Below are 17,599 nucleotides of genomic sequence, written 5' to 3'. Positions count from 1 at the left end.
CCATATCCGTTGCGGTGTGCGGCGCAGGGCCCGCCCACCCCTTTTCTCCCAGGACCCCCTCGGCATCTCCATCCTCCTGCCTCCCTTGCGCACTTGGCCCATCAGTAGGATCGACGCCTGCGCGAACGACGCCTGCGCGAACGAGAACATGTCGCGGTACACGGGGGCGTCGGTGCCAAGACGTATCAATCGCGAAGGATGAGTGCATCGGTGAGCGTCGTCATCATCAAACGACCGCCGCGGATAGCGCCCCCGGTCGTCCCGGACGGCGAGGTCAGACTCGAGACGCCGCCCGAGATCCCCCGTGAGGGCGAAGAAAGCATGCTGATGACCCTGCTGCCCATGATGGGCATGCTGGGTTCCGTCGGCTTCTTCTTCATGCCTGGCCTCCCCTCCTATATGAGGGTGGTCGGCGGGCTGATGCTGGCCTCGACCCTGGCCATGGCGATCGCCCAGTTCGCCAAGTCCCGGCAGGGCGGCGGCGGTGCCGGGATGGCCCAGGACCGGCGTGACTACTTCCGCTATCTCGAACAGGTCCGCAAGGACGTCCACAGGACCGCGGACCTGCAACGCCGCAGTCAGCTCTTCCAGCATCCCGACCCGGAGCAGCTGTGGGCGGTGGCGGCCGACGGCAAGCGCCTGTGGGAGCGGCGCCCGACCGACGCGGACTTCGCATCCGTACGGATCGGCCTCGGCACCCAGCAGCTGAACACCCCGCTGGTCGCCCCGGAGACGGCGCCCAAGGAGGAGCTGGAGCCGCTGACCGCGGCGGCCATGAAGGCCTTCCTCGACGCGCACGGCAGTCTGTCCGACCTGCCCGTGTCCGTCTCGCTGCGCGCCTTCTACCACGTGACGCTGTGCGGGGACACCGACACGGTGTACGGCAACGCCCGAGCGGCCCTGGCCCAGCTGGCGACGCTGCACTCGCCGGAGGACCTGATGGTCGCCGTGGTGGCGCACCCCTCCGCGGCGGCGGACTGGGACTGGATCAAGTGGCTGCCGCACAGCCAGCACCCGAAGGCCAAGGACGGTGCGGGCTCGACCCGGCTCCTCTTCGACGACCTCGGGGAACTGGAGGAGGCGCTGGCGGACCAGCTGGACGACAGGCCCCGCTGGAACCCGGACGCGAACCCCGTCTACGACCAGCCCCACCTGATCGTGGTCCTCGACGGCGGCACCGTGCCGCCCGACTCCGAACTCGCCAGCAGCGAGGGGCTCCAGGGCGTCACCTTCCTCGAAATCGCTCCGGGCGAGCTGGAGGAGGACCTGCGCGCGGGCCTGACGGTCTATGTGAAGCCGGGCAGGATGCGGCTGTTCGTCGGCCACGAGTCCGCGTACTCCGGCAGGCCCGACGTGCTGAACGACGCGCAGGCCGAGTCCCTGGCCCGGCAGCTCGCCCCCTTCCGGGTCGGCTCGGCGGAGGAGGGCGAACCCCTCCTGTCGAACCTGGACTTCACCGACCTGATGGGCATCGGCGACGCGGGGTCCGTCGATGTCTCGCGCACCTGGCGGCCGCGCACGCTGCACGAGCGGCTGCGGGTGCCGATCGGTGTGGGCGAGAACGGCGAGCCGGTCATGCTCGACCTCAAGGAGGCATCGCAGGAGGGCATGGGCCCGCACGGCCTGTGCGTCGGCGCGACCGGCTCCGGCAAGTCGGAGCTGCTGCGCACGCTGGTGCTCGGTCTCGCGGTGACACACTCCTCGGAGACGCTGAACTTCATCCTCGCGGACTTCAAGGGCGGTGCGACGTTCGCGGGTATGGCGGACATGCCGCACACCGCGGCCGTCATCACCAACCTCGCGGACGACCTCACGCTCGTCGACCGTATGCGCGACGCCATCACGGGTGAGATGCAGCGCCGCCAGGAGCTGCTGCGCACGGCGGGCAACTACGCCAATCTGCACGACTACGAGAAGGCCCGGGCGGCGGGCGCCGCGCTCGAGCCGATGGCCTCGCTGGTGATCGTGCTCGACGAGTTCTCCGAACTCCTCACCGCGAAGCCGGACTTCATCGACATGTTCATCCAGATCGGCCGTATCGGCCGTTCGCTGGGTGTGCACCTGCTGCTGGCGTCGCAGCGCCTGGAGGAGGGCAAGCTGCGCGGTCTGGACACCTATCTGTCGTACCGGATCGGTCTGCGCACCTTCTCCGCCGCCGAGTCGCGTACGGCGATCGGTGTCCCGGACGCCTACCACCTGCCGTCCATCCCCGGCTCCGGCTATCTGCGGTACGACACCGACACGATGGTCCGCTTCAAGGCCGCGTACGTGTCGGGGCCCTACCACGGCGAGGGCCCGTCCCGGGTGAACCGCTCCACCCAGCTGCGGCCCGCGCTGTTCACGGCGGGGCACGTGGCGCTGCCCCCTCAGCCGGTGGTCGAGGAACCGGACGGCGACGCCAGGGTGGACGACGCGCTCGCCGACACCGTCCTGGACGTCATCGTGGGCAGGATGGTCAACCAGGGACCGCCGGCCCATCAGGTGTGGCTGCCCCCGCTCGACGAGGCTCCTTCCCTGGAACAGCTCCTCCCCCAGCTCGCCGTCACTCCGGAGCGCGGCCTGACCGCACCCGAGTACACGGCGCTCGGCCGGCTCAACGTGCCGGTCGGCCTGGTGGACAAGCCGTTCGAGCAGCGGCGCGACGTGCTGTACCGGGACTTCTCCGGCGGTGCGGGCCACGGTCTGTTCGTCGGCGGCCCGCAGTCCGGCAAGTCGACGCTGCTGCGCACGTTGATCTCGTCGTTCGCCCTCACCCACACGCCCACCGAGGTGCAGTTCTACTGCCTGGACTTCGGCGGTGGCGGTCTCATCGCGATGGAGGAACTGGCGCACGTCGGCGGGGTCGCCAACCGGCTCGACGCCGAGAAGGTGCGCCGTACCGTCAGCGAGGTCGAGGGCATCCTGAACGCGCGCGAGGAGTACTTCCGCGCGAACAACATCGACTCGATCCAGACGTACCGGCAGCGCAGGGCCGCGGGTGTGATGCCCGACCAGCCCTGGGGAGACGTCTTCCTCGTCATCGACGGCTGGGCGTCCTTCAAGACGGACTACGAGCTGCTCGAGGCGACCGTCACGGACATCGCGACGCGCGGTCTCGGTTTCGGCGTGCACGTGATCCTGACGGCGAGCCGCTACACCGAGGTCCGGCCGGCGCTCAAAGACATGCTGCAGAACCGCATCGAGCTGCGGCTGGGTGACCCGACCGAGTCGGAGATCGACCGCAAGGTCGCGCAGAACGTCCCCGCCACCGTGCCGGGCCGCGGTCTGAGCCTGGACAAGCTGCACTTCATGACGGCGCTGCCGCGGGTCGACGGCTCGTCGGCGACGGAGGACCTGGCGGAGGCGACGCAGATCCTCGTCCGGGGCGTCAACGACAACTGGCAGGGCAGCCACGCACCGGCGGTGCGGCTGCTGCCGACCATGCTGTCGGCGGACCGGCTGCCCAAGGGGTTCGAGCACCCGGACCGCGGTGTCGCGATCGGCATCGACGAGTCGTCGCTCGCGCCGGTCTTCGTCGACTTCGAGACGGATCCGCACTTCATCGTGTTCGGTGAGAGCGAGTCCGGTAAGTCGGCGGTGCTGCGGCTGCTCATCAAGCAGATCACCGAGCGCTACACGCCGGACCGGGCGAAGATCGTCATGGGTGACTACCGGCGCGCCCACCTGGAGGGTGTGCCCGACTCCCACCTGTCGCGGTACTGCGCGTCGGCGCCGGCCCTGGCGGAGACGCTGGAGGGCCTGGCCGGATCGATGAGCCGTCGTATGCCCGGCCCGGACGTCACCCCCGAGCAGCTGCGCAACCGCAGCTGGTACAGCAGCCCGGACGCGTTCGTCATCATCGACGACTACGACCTGGTGGCGACGGGCATGAACCCGCTGTCCCCGCTCCTGGAGTACCTGCCCTTCGCCCGGGACATCGGTCTGCGCGTCATCATCGCGCGCGCCTCGGGCGGTGCGAGCCGGTCGCTGTACGAGCCGGTGATGCAGCGGATGCGCGAGCTCGGCGCCCAGGGCATCGTGCTCTCCGGCGACCGGACGGAGGGTGCGCTGCTCGGCAACATCACGCCGTCGCAGCTGCCGCCCGGGCGCGGGTACTTCCACACGCGGCGGCGCGGTGGACAGCTGATCCAGACGGGGTGGCTGCCGGCCCGGTTCTGAGGCCCGGCGTCGCAGCCGTAGGGGGGGCGGTACCCGAGCGGGTACCGCCCCCTCTCGTACGGGCACATCACCCGCTAAGGTGGCGTTGCCAACGAAAAGGCGAGCCACGGGGGGCACTTGTGTCGTCGGACTACATGGACTCCGATCCGAAGGTCCTCAAGACCGAGGGCTTCAACATGTTCACGGTCGGCCAGAACTTCGCCAAGGCAGTGAAGAGCCTGCAGGACGGCTTGAACAAGCTGGAACAGGGCGACACCCCGCCGTGGGGCGACGACGACATCGGCGAGAAGTTCGGCGTCGCCTACGAGGGTCTGCGCGACGGCATGTACCAGTCGATGGGCAGCCTGGCGGAGCGGTTGGCGGGAATGGGGATCGCCTTCACCAAGATGGGCGTGGCCCACGAGCAGAACGAGGCCGACCAGGTGGACATCTGGCGGAAGACGACCGCCGAGTACGACGGGCAGGTGGAGATGCCGACGGGGCCGCACCATCTGCGTCGTAAGCAGGAGCCCTGACCCGCGAGCGAACTGAGACAGGACCCATGACCGGCTCGACCGAGGACTACGCACCGCACCCTCACATAGGCGGCCGGACCGCCGCGCTGCGCGCGCTCGCCGCATGGCGCGCGGCCACGCCCGGAGCTCCACGCGTGGTCGCGCTCACCGGCAGCTCCGGCAGCGGCCGTTCGCGGCTGCTCACCGGGTTCCTGATGCTGTGCGAGCCGGACTTCCGCAAGCGGCTGCCGCTGGACGAGATGGATCCGTCGACGGTGCCGCCCGAGCTGCCGGCCCCCGCGGTGCCGGCTCCCGACGGGCTGACCGCGGCCCAGGTCCTGTGGCTCCTCGCCGACCACTATGAGCTGAACGCCACCAGCACCCAGGACGTGTACGCCGGGCTGGCCGCCCTCGACGGGCCGGTGACCGTCGTCGTACCCGACGTCGACCGCGCCGGTCCGGTACGCGCCACGGACGAGCCCGCACGGCTCGTCCGGGAGGTCCTCGCTCCCCTGGCCGCCACCGAGACGGTACGGCTCCTGGCGGAGGTGCCTCGCTCGTTGGCCGCCGAGCTGGCCGCGGGGCTGCCGTCAGGCGTTGTGCGGATCATCGATCTCGACGAGCCGGAGTGGGCCGACCCCGAGGGCCTGGTGCTGCACGCCCAGGCGGCGCTGAATCCGGGCTTCGGGGCGCCGGAACTGCCGTTCACCGTCGACCCCGCCGCCCGCCTCGCCCTGGCGGCGGCCGTCGCCCGCCGGGCCGGGACCAGTCCTCTGGTCGTCCAACTCGCGGTCAACTGCGCCCTGATGGCCCCCGAGGGCTTCGACCCGGCCGATGAAGGCCGGTTGCCGACGTCCGTCGGCGAGGCCCTCGACCTGCACGCCCGACGGCTCGGCGCCGACCCGTGGACCCTGCGGCTCATGCTGGCACCGCTCGCCCTGGCCGAGGCCGACGGCATTCCGGTCCATCTGTGGGAACGGCTGGCGAGCGCGGTCGCCGGGCAGGACATGGGCCAGGCACTCGCGGGCGGGATGCTGCTCGCCGCGCCGTTCGTGCAGCCGGAGGAACAAGAGGGGGATGGCGGGCGTACGCTGCTCCGGCTGCTGCATCCGGCCATCGGTGACGAGATCCGCGCCGGCCTGCCCAACGTCCGTGCCGCTCAGTCCCAGATCGCGATGGCACTGCTGGAGGCCGTGCCCGAACAGGACTGGAGCAAGGCCGACCCCTACGTGCGCGACCATATCGCGGGTCACACGCTGGAAGCGGGCCTGCTGCCCCAACTCCTCACCGACCCGGGGCTGTTCGTGCACGCCGACCCGGTACCGCTGCGCGCCGCCGTCGAGGCCGTTCCTGTGGAGGCGCTCGGTGCGCCGGCCCGTACGTACCTGCGTACCGCTCCGCTGCTGACCCGCACGCAGGCCCCTGCCGCGCTGCGCGCCGCCCTGCTGGAGACCGCGTTCGTCGAGGACGGCCTGCCCGAATTCGCCGGCGCCGTGCACCGGCTCGGCTTCCAGTTGCCCTGGCGGACTCTGTGGAGCCTGCCGGTCGCCGGTGTGAGTGCCGTGACCGTCGGCAGCCTCCCGAGTCCGGACGGGTCGGCCACTGCTGTCGCCGTCCTCGCCGTGCCCGCGGGCACACCCGGGGCGCGCCCGATCGGAGAGCCCGAGGAGGCGAGCAGTTCCGCGGTGCTGGTCCGCGGCCTCGTACGACCGGATGACCTCGGCGGCACCGATCCCGCACAGATCCAGCGCCCGTCCGAGGAAGAGCGCACCGCCGCCCCGCTCGGGCTGAGCCGAGGCGCCGACTACCTGCGCGTCTGGGATCGGGCGAAGGAGGAGGTCGTGGCCGCGTTGATCTCCGACACGCCCTTCACCGCCGCCGACCTCTCCCCGGACGGAATCCTCCTCGTGGCCACCGAGCGCGGGGCGAAGGCCCTGCGCATCCAGCCGACCGACGCGGCGCTAGCCTCGTAGCCAGACCGCGTCCCCACCCGTAGCCACACCCCGTCCTCACCCGTGGGACCAGCCATCTCGAAGGAGCCTCCCCTTGACCAGCCAGGAGCAGGCGGCGGTACAGGGCGTCAACGCGTCCGATGGTGCCCGTCCGGTCACCGGCCCGGGCAACACCGCCGTCTTCACCTACGTCGACCCGGCGGGCGGCGAGGAGACCACTCTCTTCCGCAACTCGGGTCCGGGCCTGCCGCCCGCCGAGTACCAGTGCTGGGCCGAGCTGCGGCGAATGAACGTACCCGTCGACAATGTCGTCGCCGTCCACACCGACCTGCGTCCCAGCCTGCTCCCGGGCGGCTACACGGCCGAACTCCTCAATTCCTTCCCCAGCGCCCAGCTCTCCTGCTCGCAGACCTACGGAGCCCGCCCTGAGGAGCGCGCGGAGGGCGTCGCGGCGCTGGTCGAGCAGGTCGAGATGCTGCACCGGATCGCCGGCCAGGAGCCGCCGCCCCGCCCGCACCGCCTCCCGGTTCCCGCCCGGGTCGCGCCCGCCGAGCCGATGCGTGACGTGGCCCTCGGCCACCGCCTCGCGGAGGTCTTCGGCCAGGAGGGCGTACGGCGCTACGACGCCGACGACGTCGCCGACAGCCCGCTGCCCGACGCCACCAAGTCGACGCTCACCTGGGCGGGGCTCCCCGCCGACCTTCCCCTCTTCTTCACCGCGGACCGGCCCGACGCGGCTCCGGCCGGCGGCCTGTTCACCGACGTCGCCACGAACCTGCGCGAGCGCCGCAGCCCTGCGGGTGAGGAGAAGATCGGCGCCCTGGCCCACCTGGCCCGGATCGGCTTCGACGGCGTCGCGGTGATCGCGGTGCAGTGCGTGCCCGGGACGACGGAGCCGGACGGCCTCGGCGCCCTGTGGGCCGTGGACCCGGTCACGGCCGAGGCCCGCTACGTGAACGTGTCGGCGGCCGCCTTCGCCCGTTCCCTGGCGCTGCTGGCCACCGTACGGCAGCGGATGCGGGGCCTTGACCCGATCGCGGCGGGCGCGGAGGTGGCGGCACTGCAGGAGCAGCTGGTCGCCGTCGACACTTCCGCACTGGCCAACGCCGACACCTGGTGGTCACTGATCGTCGAGCAGATGTGGCACGGGTTGTTCTGAGCGGCTTCCGCAGATCCTCGCTGAGAGACCTGAGACAACTGAGAGAACGAGGAGAGCACCCGTGACATCGGACAGCCCGGCACCGCCGACCACCGCCGAGCAGGCCCTCGACATCGTCCGCAGCCGGTACGCACAGCCCAGGCTGCCGGACGGCACGCCCGCCCAGCTGCGCGTCGAGGAATTCGACATCGGATACCTGGTGTACGCGGAGTTCCCGCCGGTCACCGACGCCGCCGGACGGCCTCAACCCGCTCCTCCCGGCGGCAGCAAGATCGTCGTCTCCAAGGAGACCGGAGAGACCGTCACCGTCCCCAACTTCCCCAACCCGGCGGCCATCGATCTCTACCGCAGACAGCGCCAGTGACCAGTGCGGGCTCAGTACAGCGAGAACCCGCCGCTGTGCCGCCCTTGGCTCTTCCTCCCCGACCGTGAGGCCTCGCCGACCGCACCCCTCGGCTCGGACTGCCCCGCGGACGGATCACCGCTCGTCAGCGGCTCCCCGTGCCTGATCTGCTCGCGCTCCTCCTCGGAGAGCGACTCCCACCGGCCGCGCAGGGAGGCGAGGCCCCCGCCCAGGGAGCGTGCCACGGCGGGGTCGTCCAGGGCGTCGCGCAGGGCGAGCCGACCGGAGAGCAACCGCTTCGCCGCGTCCTGCATGTCCTTGCCGACGTTGTCGCTCTCGGACAGCCTCCGCAGGGCGGTGTTCAGCGATCGAATCTGCTCCGGTTCGAGCGCCTCGTCCAGCACCCCGCGGTCCTGCGAAGAGCCGTAGGGGGTCGGTGAGTTCTCGGGGTTCCTGGCCATGTCCGCTTCTCCTCGCTGCCCTCGTTCCTCGGACACCCGAAGTATCTCCCGTAACCGGTGGATGCCATGCTGACCCCCCAACCGGCCGAACAGGAGAAGGACTTCGTCGTCATGACTCAGACGCGCAGCACGGGAAAGGACAAAGGAACCGACCGCTCCCCGGCCGCCGGTCTCGTCGGCAGGGCCTTCGGCCGCCTTGGGCGGTGGGGAGGTCTGGTGTTCCTGCTCGCCGGCCTCGCCCTGAGCGGGTGGGGGGCGTACGAGGGGGCGTACCTGGCGGGTTGGGCCGGCACGCACGGCACCCTGACCGTGAAGCAGTGCGAGGTGAGCTACCCGAACAACGCCTCACGGAGCAGCCACAAGAACCGCCGCCCCGTCCGCTGCGAGGGCACCTTCGTGTCCGACGACGGCAAGAGCAAGGACACGGCCGCGGCCGTGCAGGTCAGGCATCGGTACGCGGAGGGCACCGAGTTGGCGGTGCAGCAGACGGACGCGCCGGCGACGGCCACCTCGGGGAACGGCGACTACGTCCAGGGCGGAATGGACCGCGCCTGGCGCTTCTTCGGGGCCTTCTTCGGCGGGTGGGTCCTCACCGGCCTCGGCGTCTTCTGCCTGGCCACGGGTTACGCGCCGTTCGGCCCGAGCCGCGTCTCGTACGACGAGGCATGGGAGGCGGCGGGGCGGGGAGTGACGCGTCCTGTCCTGCTCGGGATGATCGGCGTGGGGATCGTGGGAGCCGGGGTGTCCTTCCTGGTCAGCTACTTCGTCTGACCGGTGCCGGTGGGGGGAGCCGACCGGCCGGCTGACACGCTGTGCTCCACCAAGGTCTGTCCCTTCGGGCGCGCTCCGCCTCCGGCCGCCGTCAGCAGGAGCGGGGGCGGGCGGCGGCCCGCGGGCGGTTCGCCGATGCGCGCCGTTGACGGTCGCGTATGTCGAAGCAACCGCCAGGACCTGCAACGGATTTGTGACAGCGACGTCCGAAGTCGTCTGCAAGTGATTCCGTAAACTTTGCGGACGGCTGTACTCCTGTGTGATGTCCCTTGACCTATGAGGGAGTTGTACGGCCGGGTCGGCTGACGGGGGTGCTTTCTGCTGTGTCGATGATGCTGCCGGACGAGCTCGAATGGGTTCTCGAGATGCTCGGCTACCGCTGGCCGACGGCAGACGAGGACAAGCTCAAGGAGTGCGCCGCCCTGTGGCGGAAGTTCGGCGACGACGTCACCGAACTGCACACCACGGCGAACGCCAGCGCCCGCCAGGTGGTCGCCCACAACGCCGGCGAGTCGATCGACGCGTTCACCAAGGTCTACGCCAAGTTCGACGGCGGCGGCTCCGGAGGCTACCTCGCCAACGCCGCCCAGGCCGCCCACATCATCGCGACCGTGCTGGAGGCCTGCGCCTACCTCGTCGAGTTCGCCAAGTGGGCGGTGATCGCCCAACTCATCGCCCTGGCCATCGAGATCGCCGCCGCCCAAGCCGCCGCCCCCTTCACCTTCGGCCTGTCCGAAGTCGGCGCACTGGGTGCCACCCAGGCCACCCGGCTCATCGTGCGGCGCCTCCTCGACGAACTCAAAGAAGCACTGCTGGAGGCGATCGTCGAGGCGATGAAGGAGCCTGCGATCTCCATGATCGAGGCGATCATCACCGACCTGATCCGCCAGACGGTCAACGTCGGCTTCGGCGCCCAGGAGGGCTACGACCTCGCCACCACCGTCAAAAAGGGCACCGACAGCGCCTGGGACGCCATCAAACAGACCCCGCAGACCCTCGCCGAAGGCGTGCGCGACAGCCTGGGCGAGAAGGCCGGCCACCGCGCCCACCACGCCATCGACAGCCGCATCGACGGGCATGAGGCGTCGGGGAGCGAGGGCCGGGACGGGTCGAGCGACAGTGACGGGGATTCGGACTCGTCCGGGAGCGACGGGGATTCAGACTCATCCTCGAACAACTCCTCCGACTCGTCCTCCAGCTCCTCGTCCTCCGATTCGTCCTCCACAGATTCGTCCTCCGCGGGCTCCCACTCCGGTTCCGACGGTTCAGACTCGTCCGGGTCGCACTCCTCGCCCTCGACGCGTTCGGACAGCGGCCCGGGCACGAACATAGGCGGCGGGATATCCGCCGACACCGGCAGCACCCACATCGGCACGCCCGATCTGGGTGCGGGCCCCGACTCCGACAACTCCGGCCCGGGGACCGGGCACAATTCTCCCGCCTCGGACATCCCGGCCCCGAGGCATACGACGTCGCTGTCGGACTTCGACGACCCCTCCCCCAGCACACCGTCACACAGCGCCCCGGACACCACCGGCTCGCCCAACGCTCCCAGCACGTCGGGCCCCACCGGCACCAGCGGCGGCTCTTCCCCGTCCGGTATCTCCTCACCGACACCGCACGCCGCACCCAGCCACGCCTCCTCCAGCGGTACGGCATCCCCGGCGGAAGGCGGCAGCGGCGGCGGAATCGGCACGTCGATCGACAGCCTGGCGGCCGGCGTCCCCACCCACTCCAGTGCCGCACCCACACCGACGACGAGTGATCCGTCCCCTGCGGCCACCGGGGGCGGGGGCCGTGTGGATGGCGTCTCGGCCATCCCCACGCCCCCTGTCGCGCCTTCCACGACGGGCGGCGTGGCCGGTTCGCACCAGGCCGGGAGTACGTCCGGCAGCGCCTCGCCCGCAGCGACCTCGAGCAGCCCGACCGCCAACTCGGGCGCGGTGAGGACCGCTTCCGCGAGTGCCTCCGGCACGGCTTCGTCCACAGGAACCGGACCTGCCTCCACCCCGAGCCCCACGTCTCCGACGACACCCCGGAGCACTCCGGGCCCGACGGCGGACGGCCGCGTTTCCGGTACAGCGGACGGCCGCGTTTCCGGCCCGGCGGACGGCCGGGTATCCGGTGCAGCCGACGGCCGAATACCGACCCAGCGCACACCCGGGAGCACGACACCGGGCGATGCCACCACGCCCCGCAACACCCCTGGTACGACACCCGGTGACCGTACGTCGTCGCCCCGCGACACCCCAGGCACCAGGCCGAGCGACGGCACCACACCCCGCACCACGACCCCGAGCGACAGCACCACACCCCGCACCACGAACCCGGGCGACAGCACCACGCCCCGCAACACCACGGACCCGGCCGGCAGCACCCCTACCCGTACTCCGGGCCAGAACCCGAGCACGAGCACGCCGAATCAGAACCCGTCCCAGTCGTCGCCCCCCAGAACCAACCCGCCCTCCACGAGCACCTCCACGACGACGCCCTCGACCTCGAGCGGCACCGGGTCCGAGCGAGCATCGACACCGAGCAACGGCACCCCGAACTCCTCGACACCGAGCAGCCGTACTCCGAATTCCTCAACCCCGCCCGGCCCCGCCGGCAGCCCCACCGCCCAGAGCACACCCGGCACGTCCGGTGCCCAGAACCGGCCGGGCACCGACACCGGCCCCGCTCCCACCAGGCCGCCCCAGGAGCCCGCGGGCAGCACGCCCCGCACCCCCAACGCTCCACAGCAGCCTGCCGCACAGCCGAACACGCCGTCGCAGAGCGCACCGTCCAACAACCCGCAACAGCAACAACAGCACCACCAGGTGACGGCGGTCCCGATCCACACCCCCGTCCACACCCCGAGCGCCTCGGCCTCACCGTCGCACTCGGCAGGGCCTGCCACGCCGCACCACCCGGGCTCCCCCCAGGCCACTCCCGGCACGCCGAATCATCAGCAACACCCGCAGCAGGACAGCCTGGAGGACATTCGCGCCGACCTGGACCACTACCCGGGAGGCCTGTCCGACCCCGACCCCGCCGACCAGCAGGCGCTGGTCGACGCGGTGCCGCACAACGAAGACGGCACCCCGCAACGCTTCCCGGACCCCTTCGGTCACTGGTCCCAACTCCAGAACGACGGCGGCAACACCGTCCCCGGACGCAGCAACAACTGCGCCGACTGCTCCCGCTCGTTCCTAGAGACCTGGTACGGAAATCCCCAGGTCTCGGCGCCCCGCACCCTCGACACCGACGAACACGGCAACCCCGACGTCTGGTCCCCCGAGAACAACGCGAACGACAACCAGATCCGCTGGACGGGCGCCGCCCACACCTACGCCGGCCCCGGTGGCGACCCCGACACCGCCAACAACATCGCCAACACCCTCCAGCAAGCCGGTCACGGCTCAGCGGCCATCGTCCAGGTCGACTGGCCCGGCGGAGGCGGCCACGCCTTCAACGCCGTCAACCACCACGGCAACATCGTCTGGATCGACACCCAGACCGGACAGGTCAGCCACGACCCCATTCACATCGACAACGCCGAGCACGTCTGGCACATCCCGCTGGACGCCGACCGGAACCCGATCGACACCAGCCAGCCTCACGCGAAGGACTCCGAGGGCGCCGAGCACGGTACGGACACACCTGAGGAGGGGCCTGAGACATCCCAGGCCCAGGCGGATGTCTCTCAAGAGGGAACCGATCCTTCCCAGCAGGAGAAGGAGACGACGAGCGGCCTGACCGAGGAGAATCACGCCCAGTCGGATCCATCGGGCGAGAAACCCGACCGCGCTCCCGCCGACGGCTCCGCGGAGGGAAGCCCGCATACGGCCCGAGAAGGCACGTCCCACGCCGACTCACGGCAATCCGGTGTGCCCTCAGAAGGACGGGCTTCCGACGCAACAGGGACCTCGGACCCGGCCTCCGCGCACCCCCAGGGCGAGAGCAGAAACAACCGAGCCACGTCACCTGCACAGGGCGACGCCTCAGCGTCGGACAACGGCATTCGAACTGGCGGCGGCGTCACACTCACCCCCGGTGCCACCGAATCGGCCCCCGAGCAGACGACACCCTCACCGACCTCGCTCTCCGATGACGCTCATATGCGGACCGTCTCGGATGACGCGGTCCCGTCCGCCTCGCGTGCGGCGCCGAACGATCCGACCATCGACCACAGCCCTCAACAAGCCTCCTTTCCCGACTCCCGCGCAGGATCGGTGCCTGCTGATCAGCCGACCAGCGGGAGCCCCGGGCAGAAGGAATCGGGCGACACAGCTTCACCGGGCCATCGCCCCTCGACCAACCAGGCACCCAGCGCCTCTACTCCTGCCGCTTCTTCCCGCCCGGATCGGGAGGTACAGGGAAATCCTGAGTCTCATCGCAGGGGGCCGGAGGCTCCCGCAGGCAGCGACGACAAGAGCAAGGGCGAAAAAAGCAAGAAGGACGACGAGCAGAGCGAGAACAAGCCGAAGAAGCCCAAGAAGACCGCAGCCGAGAGAGCAGCAGAGCTGGCCAGGGCACGGGAAATCGCCAACACCCCACTGGACAGTGCCGGCCCCGAGGGGCATCCCGGTTATGGAGTCGTTCAGCAGGGCGACGGATCCTCGGTCCACCATGACATGCTGGGCGACGACTCCCAGAATCTGCTGCGCAGATCCAACGACGTGGTGCAGACCGACCTTCACGCCATCGCCCAGCATCTCCACAGCTGGGCCGAAGGCGACCCTTCGCCATTGCTGCAGACCGTCCGGGAGGCTTCCCAGAGCGGCAGGCTGACCCAGGACCGGCTCAACGAGCTGCTGAAGCCCGGCTTCGCGGAGATGTCGCGGGAGGACAAGGCTGCGACGGTTGCCGCTATCGCACGCCTCAGCAGTGCATTCCATGATGCGCACGCCGTTGACGATTCAGGTGGCGCCGATCTCCACTCGCGGCACCAGGCCACGCGCGGCGAGCACCTGGATCCAGCCCCTCTCGCCCGCCGGTATGCCGCAACTCAGGACCTTGCGGACAAGGACGCACAGGAGCTCGCGGAAGGCGGCGAGGCTCTCAACGAGAGCAACCAGCAGAAGAGCGAGCAGGAGATCAGACGAGAACGGCTCAACTTCAACAAGCTCTGGAACCGGCACGTCGGCGACGCACAGTTGAAGAGGGCCATTGAACAGGCCGTGAACGAAGGCAGGCCACAGGCCGAGATCGATGCCATGCGCGAGCATCGCCGCATGATGCGACCGGACTTCTCGGGTAAGAACTTCGCGGCTCTGGAGGTCATCGAACACAAGCCTGACGGAACTGCTGAGACCCACTACATCATCGACTCCTCAAGCCCACCGCTGGATCACTCGGAGCCCGTGCTCGGTGAAGCCTTCCGGCGACTCGACCAGGAGAACCCGGGCCGGTACGAGGCGCCCATCATGTACACGGAGTTCGAGCCGTGTGGTGATCGAACCCACCCGGCCTACTCCAACTGCTCCGACTACATTGCGCATGAACTCGAGCGCCCCGCCGGCCAGGAGCTGAAGAGGTACCACGAGAAGAGCGACGAGGAAAAGGCGGCGATCCCTGAGCAGAAGAACAAGACGAAGATCGTCTACGGTGCCGGATACCGCCTGGGCGATCTGTCTCCCGACGAGATGGCCAGGATCAAGGGTCTTCCGCCCGAAAAGCGAGACGCCGAGATCGAGAGGGTCCGGCAGCAGGCCGTGGATGCCCGCAACGCCGACATGCACCGCTTCCGTGGGGAACTTGCGAGAGTCTGGATGAAGCTCGCCGCGGGCGCTGACGTACCCTGATCGGCCGGGTCTGATCGGAGTGATGCACAGTGTTTGCCGAGGAAGTGGATCAGCAGATCGTGAGCTGGTTGGCCGACCCGCCGAAACACGCGCCCAAGCTCACATTGCGCGGCTCGCCGGGGGTAGGCAAAACGGCTCTCCTGGCCGGCCTGCACGAGGAGTTGCCCGGCTCGTTGTTCCTGGACTGCCGTGGCTTGAAGGCCGACCAGGTGCTCGGGCGACTCCTTGCGCACTTCGGTCTCCAGGCCAGGCATCGCCCCCTGGGTGACCCGCTGAAGGACACGCTGGCAGGTCTTCGCAAGGGCGGGATCCTGTTTCTTGCCAATGTGCAGTGGGCGGGCACCCTGTATTCCTCGACCGAGTCGGACCTCATCGACCGTATCGCCGGGGAGTTCAGCAGTATGGGCCGTGGCCATGTGCTTCCCGTCCTGGAGTTCGACGAGCCGAGTGACCCTGCACGGCCAGAACGCCCCGACGAGGTCCTGCTGGAGGGAGAGTTCGAAGGCCCTGCTCCAGCCGCGCTTCTCACCGAGCATCCCGCCCTCCGCGCCCTTGCAGCAACCGAGCTGCGCGAAGTCCCCTTGCAGGTCTGGCAGTTCATGGACACAGCGTTGGGTGGACAGCACACCGAGGACACCCTGCGTCACATTGTGGATCACCGACCGAATGCCCTCCGCTTGGCGGTGGGTGCCGACGGTTCCCCTATCGTGCGACTGGCGTCGGACGCGCTCAAGCGTCTGCTCCGCAGAGCCGAGCCGATCACGGACGTGGAGCAACTGGCCATCACCGAGGCCCTCCTCTCCGCGGTGTCCCCAACGACCGGGGGCACGGCCGACGTGCGGATCGCCACATACGCCGGCCGCGCGCTCGCGGTCCATGCCGCGCTTTCCGGCATGCTGCCCCAGCTCATCGAGAAGCAGCCCGTCCTGGCGGCCGTGGCCGATCGCGTCTCGCTGCAGCAAGCGGTCGATCTGGCGTGGCCTGGAGGCCCTCCGGTGGGGGGTGTCGCCGCAGACGCCCACTATCTGGTACGGGAGGGTGTCACCCCCGACTCGCAGAGTGAGTGGCTGGCCTGGCTGCACTGGGCAGCCGTGAACCGCGGCCGCCGTGACTGGGCCGAGCAGCTCGAGTGCGCAAGCCCAGTGCCGCTGGCATGGCGCACAGCATGGTCGAAGTGGCGTCCCTACGGTGTGCTGGGAGCCCTGCCGGATCTACCCGGACCGACGCGTGGGGTGGACTTCGGCACCTATGCGGGCGTCCCCGTCGCAGCAAGCGAGCACAGCGGCGTCTTCAGCCAGGAGCAACTCGAGGAGCCCTTGGCCGACGACCTCGACGATTGGGGGGACGACCAGGTGCGGGAACGCATCTGGCGGTTGTCCGATGGTGAGGAGTTGCTTCAGCCCAGGGTGGTCCACCAGTTCATCGGTGACGAAGGAGATGTGGAACGGACTGTGGGCAGCGCCCTCGAGAGCAGGCGTTACGTCGGTTCGTCCGGGTCGGGCCGTCCTGACTGGCCGGGGCTGCTGATTCCCCGTAGCGGAGCCGCAGTTGCGGACGACGGGCGCTGGGTGGCGTACGGGCCGAGGGGCCTGTACGCCTTCGATGTTCTGCACCCCGAGGAACTGACGGCAGGGCCCGGGGTGTGGCAGCGGTCTCTCGTCCCGTCGGCCCGTTCCACGGCCCTGTGGCCCATGCCCCGCCCCGTTGCCGAACAAGGCGAGGAGCTCAACCGATGGTTCGCCGACACTTTCGGCGACCGCGCCCTGCGCCGTGTACCCGTCGCTGACCTACCGGCTGCGCTGACCGAGCCACGGGCACGCGCGATCATCTCCGAAGTCGGCTTTCCCGCCCTCGGCGGCGGAACCGCACCAGCCTTCCTGACCACCGTGACGCTCGACCAGACCGGTCTCGAACCCGTCGAACTTCCCGGTTCCAGCGACGCTGCCTACCTCCTGGGACACTGGCTCACCGAATCCGTGGTCCTGGAGGGCCGGACAGGTCGCATCCTGCTCGTCTCCGCCACCGGACCGGAACTCCTCGGCAGCAGCCTGCCCCAGTTCATGACGCTCATCGGCCTGTACCGCATGCTCGTCCTGAGCGACTTCCCGTTCCGAAGCGACGAAGGACGGGATGCCCGCCGCAGTGTGAAAGCCTGGGCGGGAGAGGTCGATCCCGAAGCCACAGCCTCTTCGAGTTGGCAGGGAGCACTCGACGGACATCTGGACAACCGCTGATCGGCCTGCCGCGGGAAGTCGGCTTCCCAGCATGAGGTTCGGTGAGTCCACCATGGAGTGCTTCGACATTCGAAATCGTCGAACGGCAGAACAGCTCCGTCACGCCAGCCCCTCAGCACCCTTCACGCAGCTCGCTCCGGCTCCGACGGCCGCCTCCTGATCTCCCTGATAACTTGCTGCTTCTGCCAGTTGACTCCATGGGGGAATCTTGAGCCAGCCGCCGTTCCAACCACCACCGCTG

9 protein-coding genes are annotated in these 17,599 nt (G+C 69.7%); 8 read left to right on the top strand and 1 reads right to left on the bottom strand.

Annotated features, from left to right (window positions below; genetic code table 11):
* Positions 1 to 210 precede the first annotated feature (210 nt).
* The 5 genes from eccCa (at position 211) to N8I84_RS29065 (ending at position 8,127) form a co-directional block, all read left to right on the top strand.
* A complete protein-coding gene (gene eccCa, locus N8I84_RS29085; protein WP_263232397.1) occupies positions 211 to 4,158 on the top strand; it encodes a type VII secretion protein EccCa in 3,948 nt (1,315 codons plus the stop codon).
* A gap of 134 nt (positions 4,159 to 4,292) precedes the next feature.
* The gene (locus N8I84_RS29080; RefSeq protein ID WP_263232396.1) at positions 4,293 to 4,673 is read left to right on the top strand and encodes a hypothetical protein; all 381 of its coding nucleotides are present in this window, start codon (positions 4,293 to 4,295) and stop codon (positions 4,671 to 4,673) included.
* Between the two features lie 26 nt (positions 4,674 to 4,699).
* Positions 4,700 to 6,625, top strand: a complete 1,926-nt coding sequence (locus tag N8I84_RS29075; protein WP_263232395.1) for an ATP-binding protein — start codon at positions 4,700 to 4,702, stop codon at positions 6,623 to 6,625.
* Between the two features lie 73 nt (positions 6,626 to 6,698).
* A complete protein-coding gene (locus N8I84_RS29070) occupies positions 6,699 to 7,763 on the top strand; it encodes an SUKH-4 family immunity protein (protein WP_263232394.1) in 1,065 nt (354 codons plus the stop codon).
* A gap of 61 nt (positions 7,764 to 7,824) precedes the next feature.
* Positions 7,825 to 8,127, top strand: coding sequence for a hypothetical protein (locus N8I84_RS29065; RefSeq protein WP_263232393.1), 303 nt, complete (start codon positions 7,825 to 7,827; stop codon positions 8,125 to 8,127).
* 11 nt (positions 8,128 to 8,138) lie between these two features.
* Here the strand turns inward: N8I84_RS29065 and N8I84_RS29060 are convergent, their stop codons facing one another.
* A complete protein-coding gene (locus N8I84_RS29060; protein WP_263232392.1) occupies positions 8,139 to 8,567 on the bottom strand; it encodes a hypothetical protein in 429 nt (142 codons plus the stop codon).
* 66 nt (positions 8,568 to 8,633) lie between these two features.
* On the opposite strand from N8I84_RS29060, the gene N8I84_RS29055 reads away from it, so the two are divergent.
* From N8I84_RS29055 to N8I84_RS29045, 3 genes are all read left to right on the top strand, one after another.
* Positions 8,634 to 9,338 (top strand): hypothetical protein, encoded by a 705-nt coding sequence (locus tag N8I84_RS29055; protein ID WP_263232391.1) that lies wholly within the window; start codon positions 8,634 to 8,636, stop codon positions 9,336 to 9,338.
* Positions 9,339 to 9,649: 311 nt separating this feature from the next.
* Positions 9,650 to 15,124 (top strand): toxin glutamine deamidase domain-containing protein, encoded by a 5,475-nt coding sequence (locus N8I84_RS29050; protein ID WP_263232390.1) that lies wholly within the window; start codon positions 9,650 to 9,652, stop codon positions 15,122 to 15,124.
* A 59-nt stretch (positions 15,125 to 15,183) separates the two neighbouring features.
* Positions 15,184 to 17,358, top strand: a complete 2,175-nt coding sequence (locus N8I84_RS29045; protein ID WP_263232389.1) for an SUKH-4 family immunity protein — start codon at positions 15,184 to 15,186, stop codon at positions 17,356 to 17,358.
* Positions 17,359 to 17,599 lie beyond the last annotated feature (241 nt).

The sequence above is a fragment of the Streptomyces cynarae genome, assembly GCF_025642135.1.
GTDB classification, from domain to species: Bacteria; Actinomycetota; Actinomycetes; order Streptomycetales; family Streptomycetaceae; genus Streptomyces; species Streptomyces cynarae.
The sequence above is the reverse complement of the archived record's forward strand: the minus strand, read 5'-3'. Positions and strand labels throughout refer to the sequence as shown.

What these genes read in the sequence shown, in the direction of transcription:
- N8I84_RS29080 (WP_263232396.1), top strand. Translation starts at nt 4,293, where the DNA reads ATGGACTCCGATCCGAAGGTCCTCAAGACCGAGGGCTTCAACATGTTC.
- N8I84_RS29075 (WP_263232395.1), top strand. Translation starts at nt 4,700, where the DNA reads ATGACCGGCTCGACCGAGGACTACGCACCGCACCCTCACATAGGCGGC.
- N8I84_RS29060 (WP_263232392.1), bottom strand. Translation starts at nt 8,567, where the DNA reads ATGGCCAGGAACCCCGAGAACTCACCGACCCCCTACGGCTCTTCGCAG.
- N8I84_RS29055 (WP_263232391.1), top strand. Translation starts at nt 8,634, where the DNA reads ATGCTGACCCCCCAACCGGCCGAACAGGAGAAGGACTTCGTCGTCATG.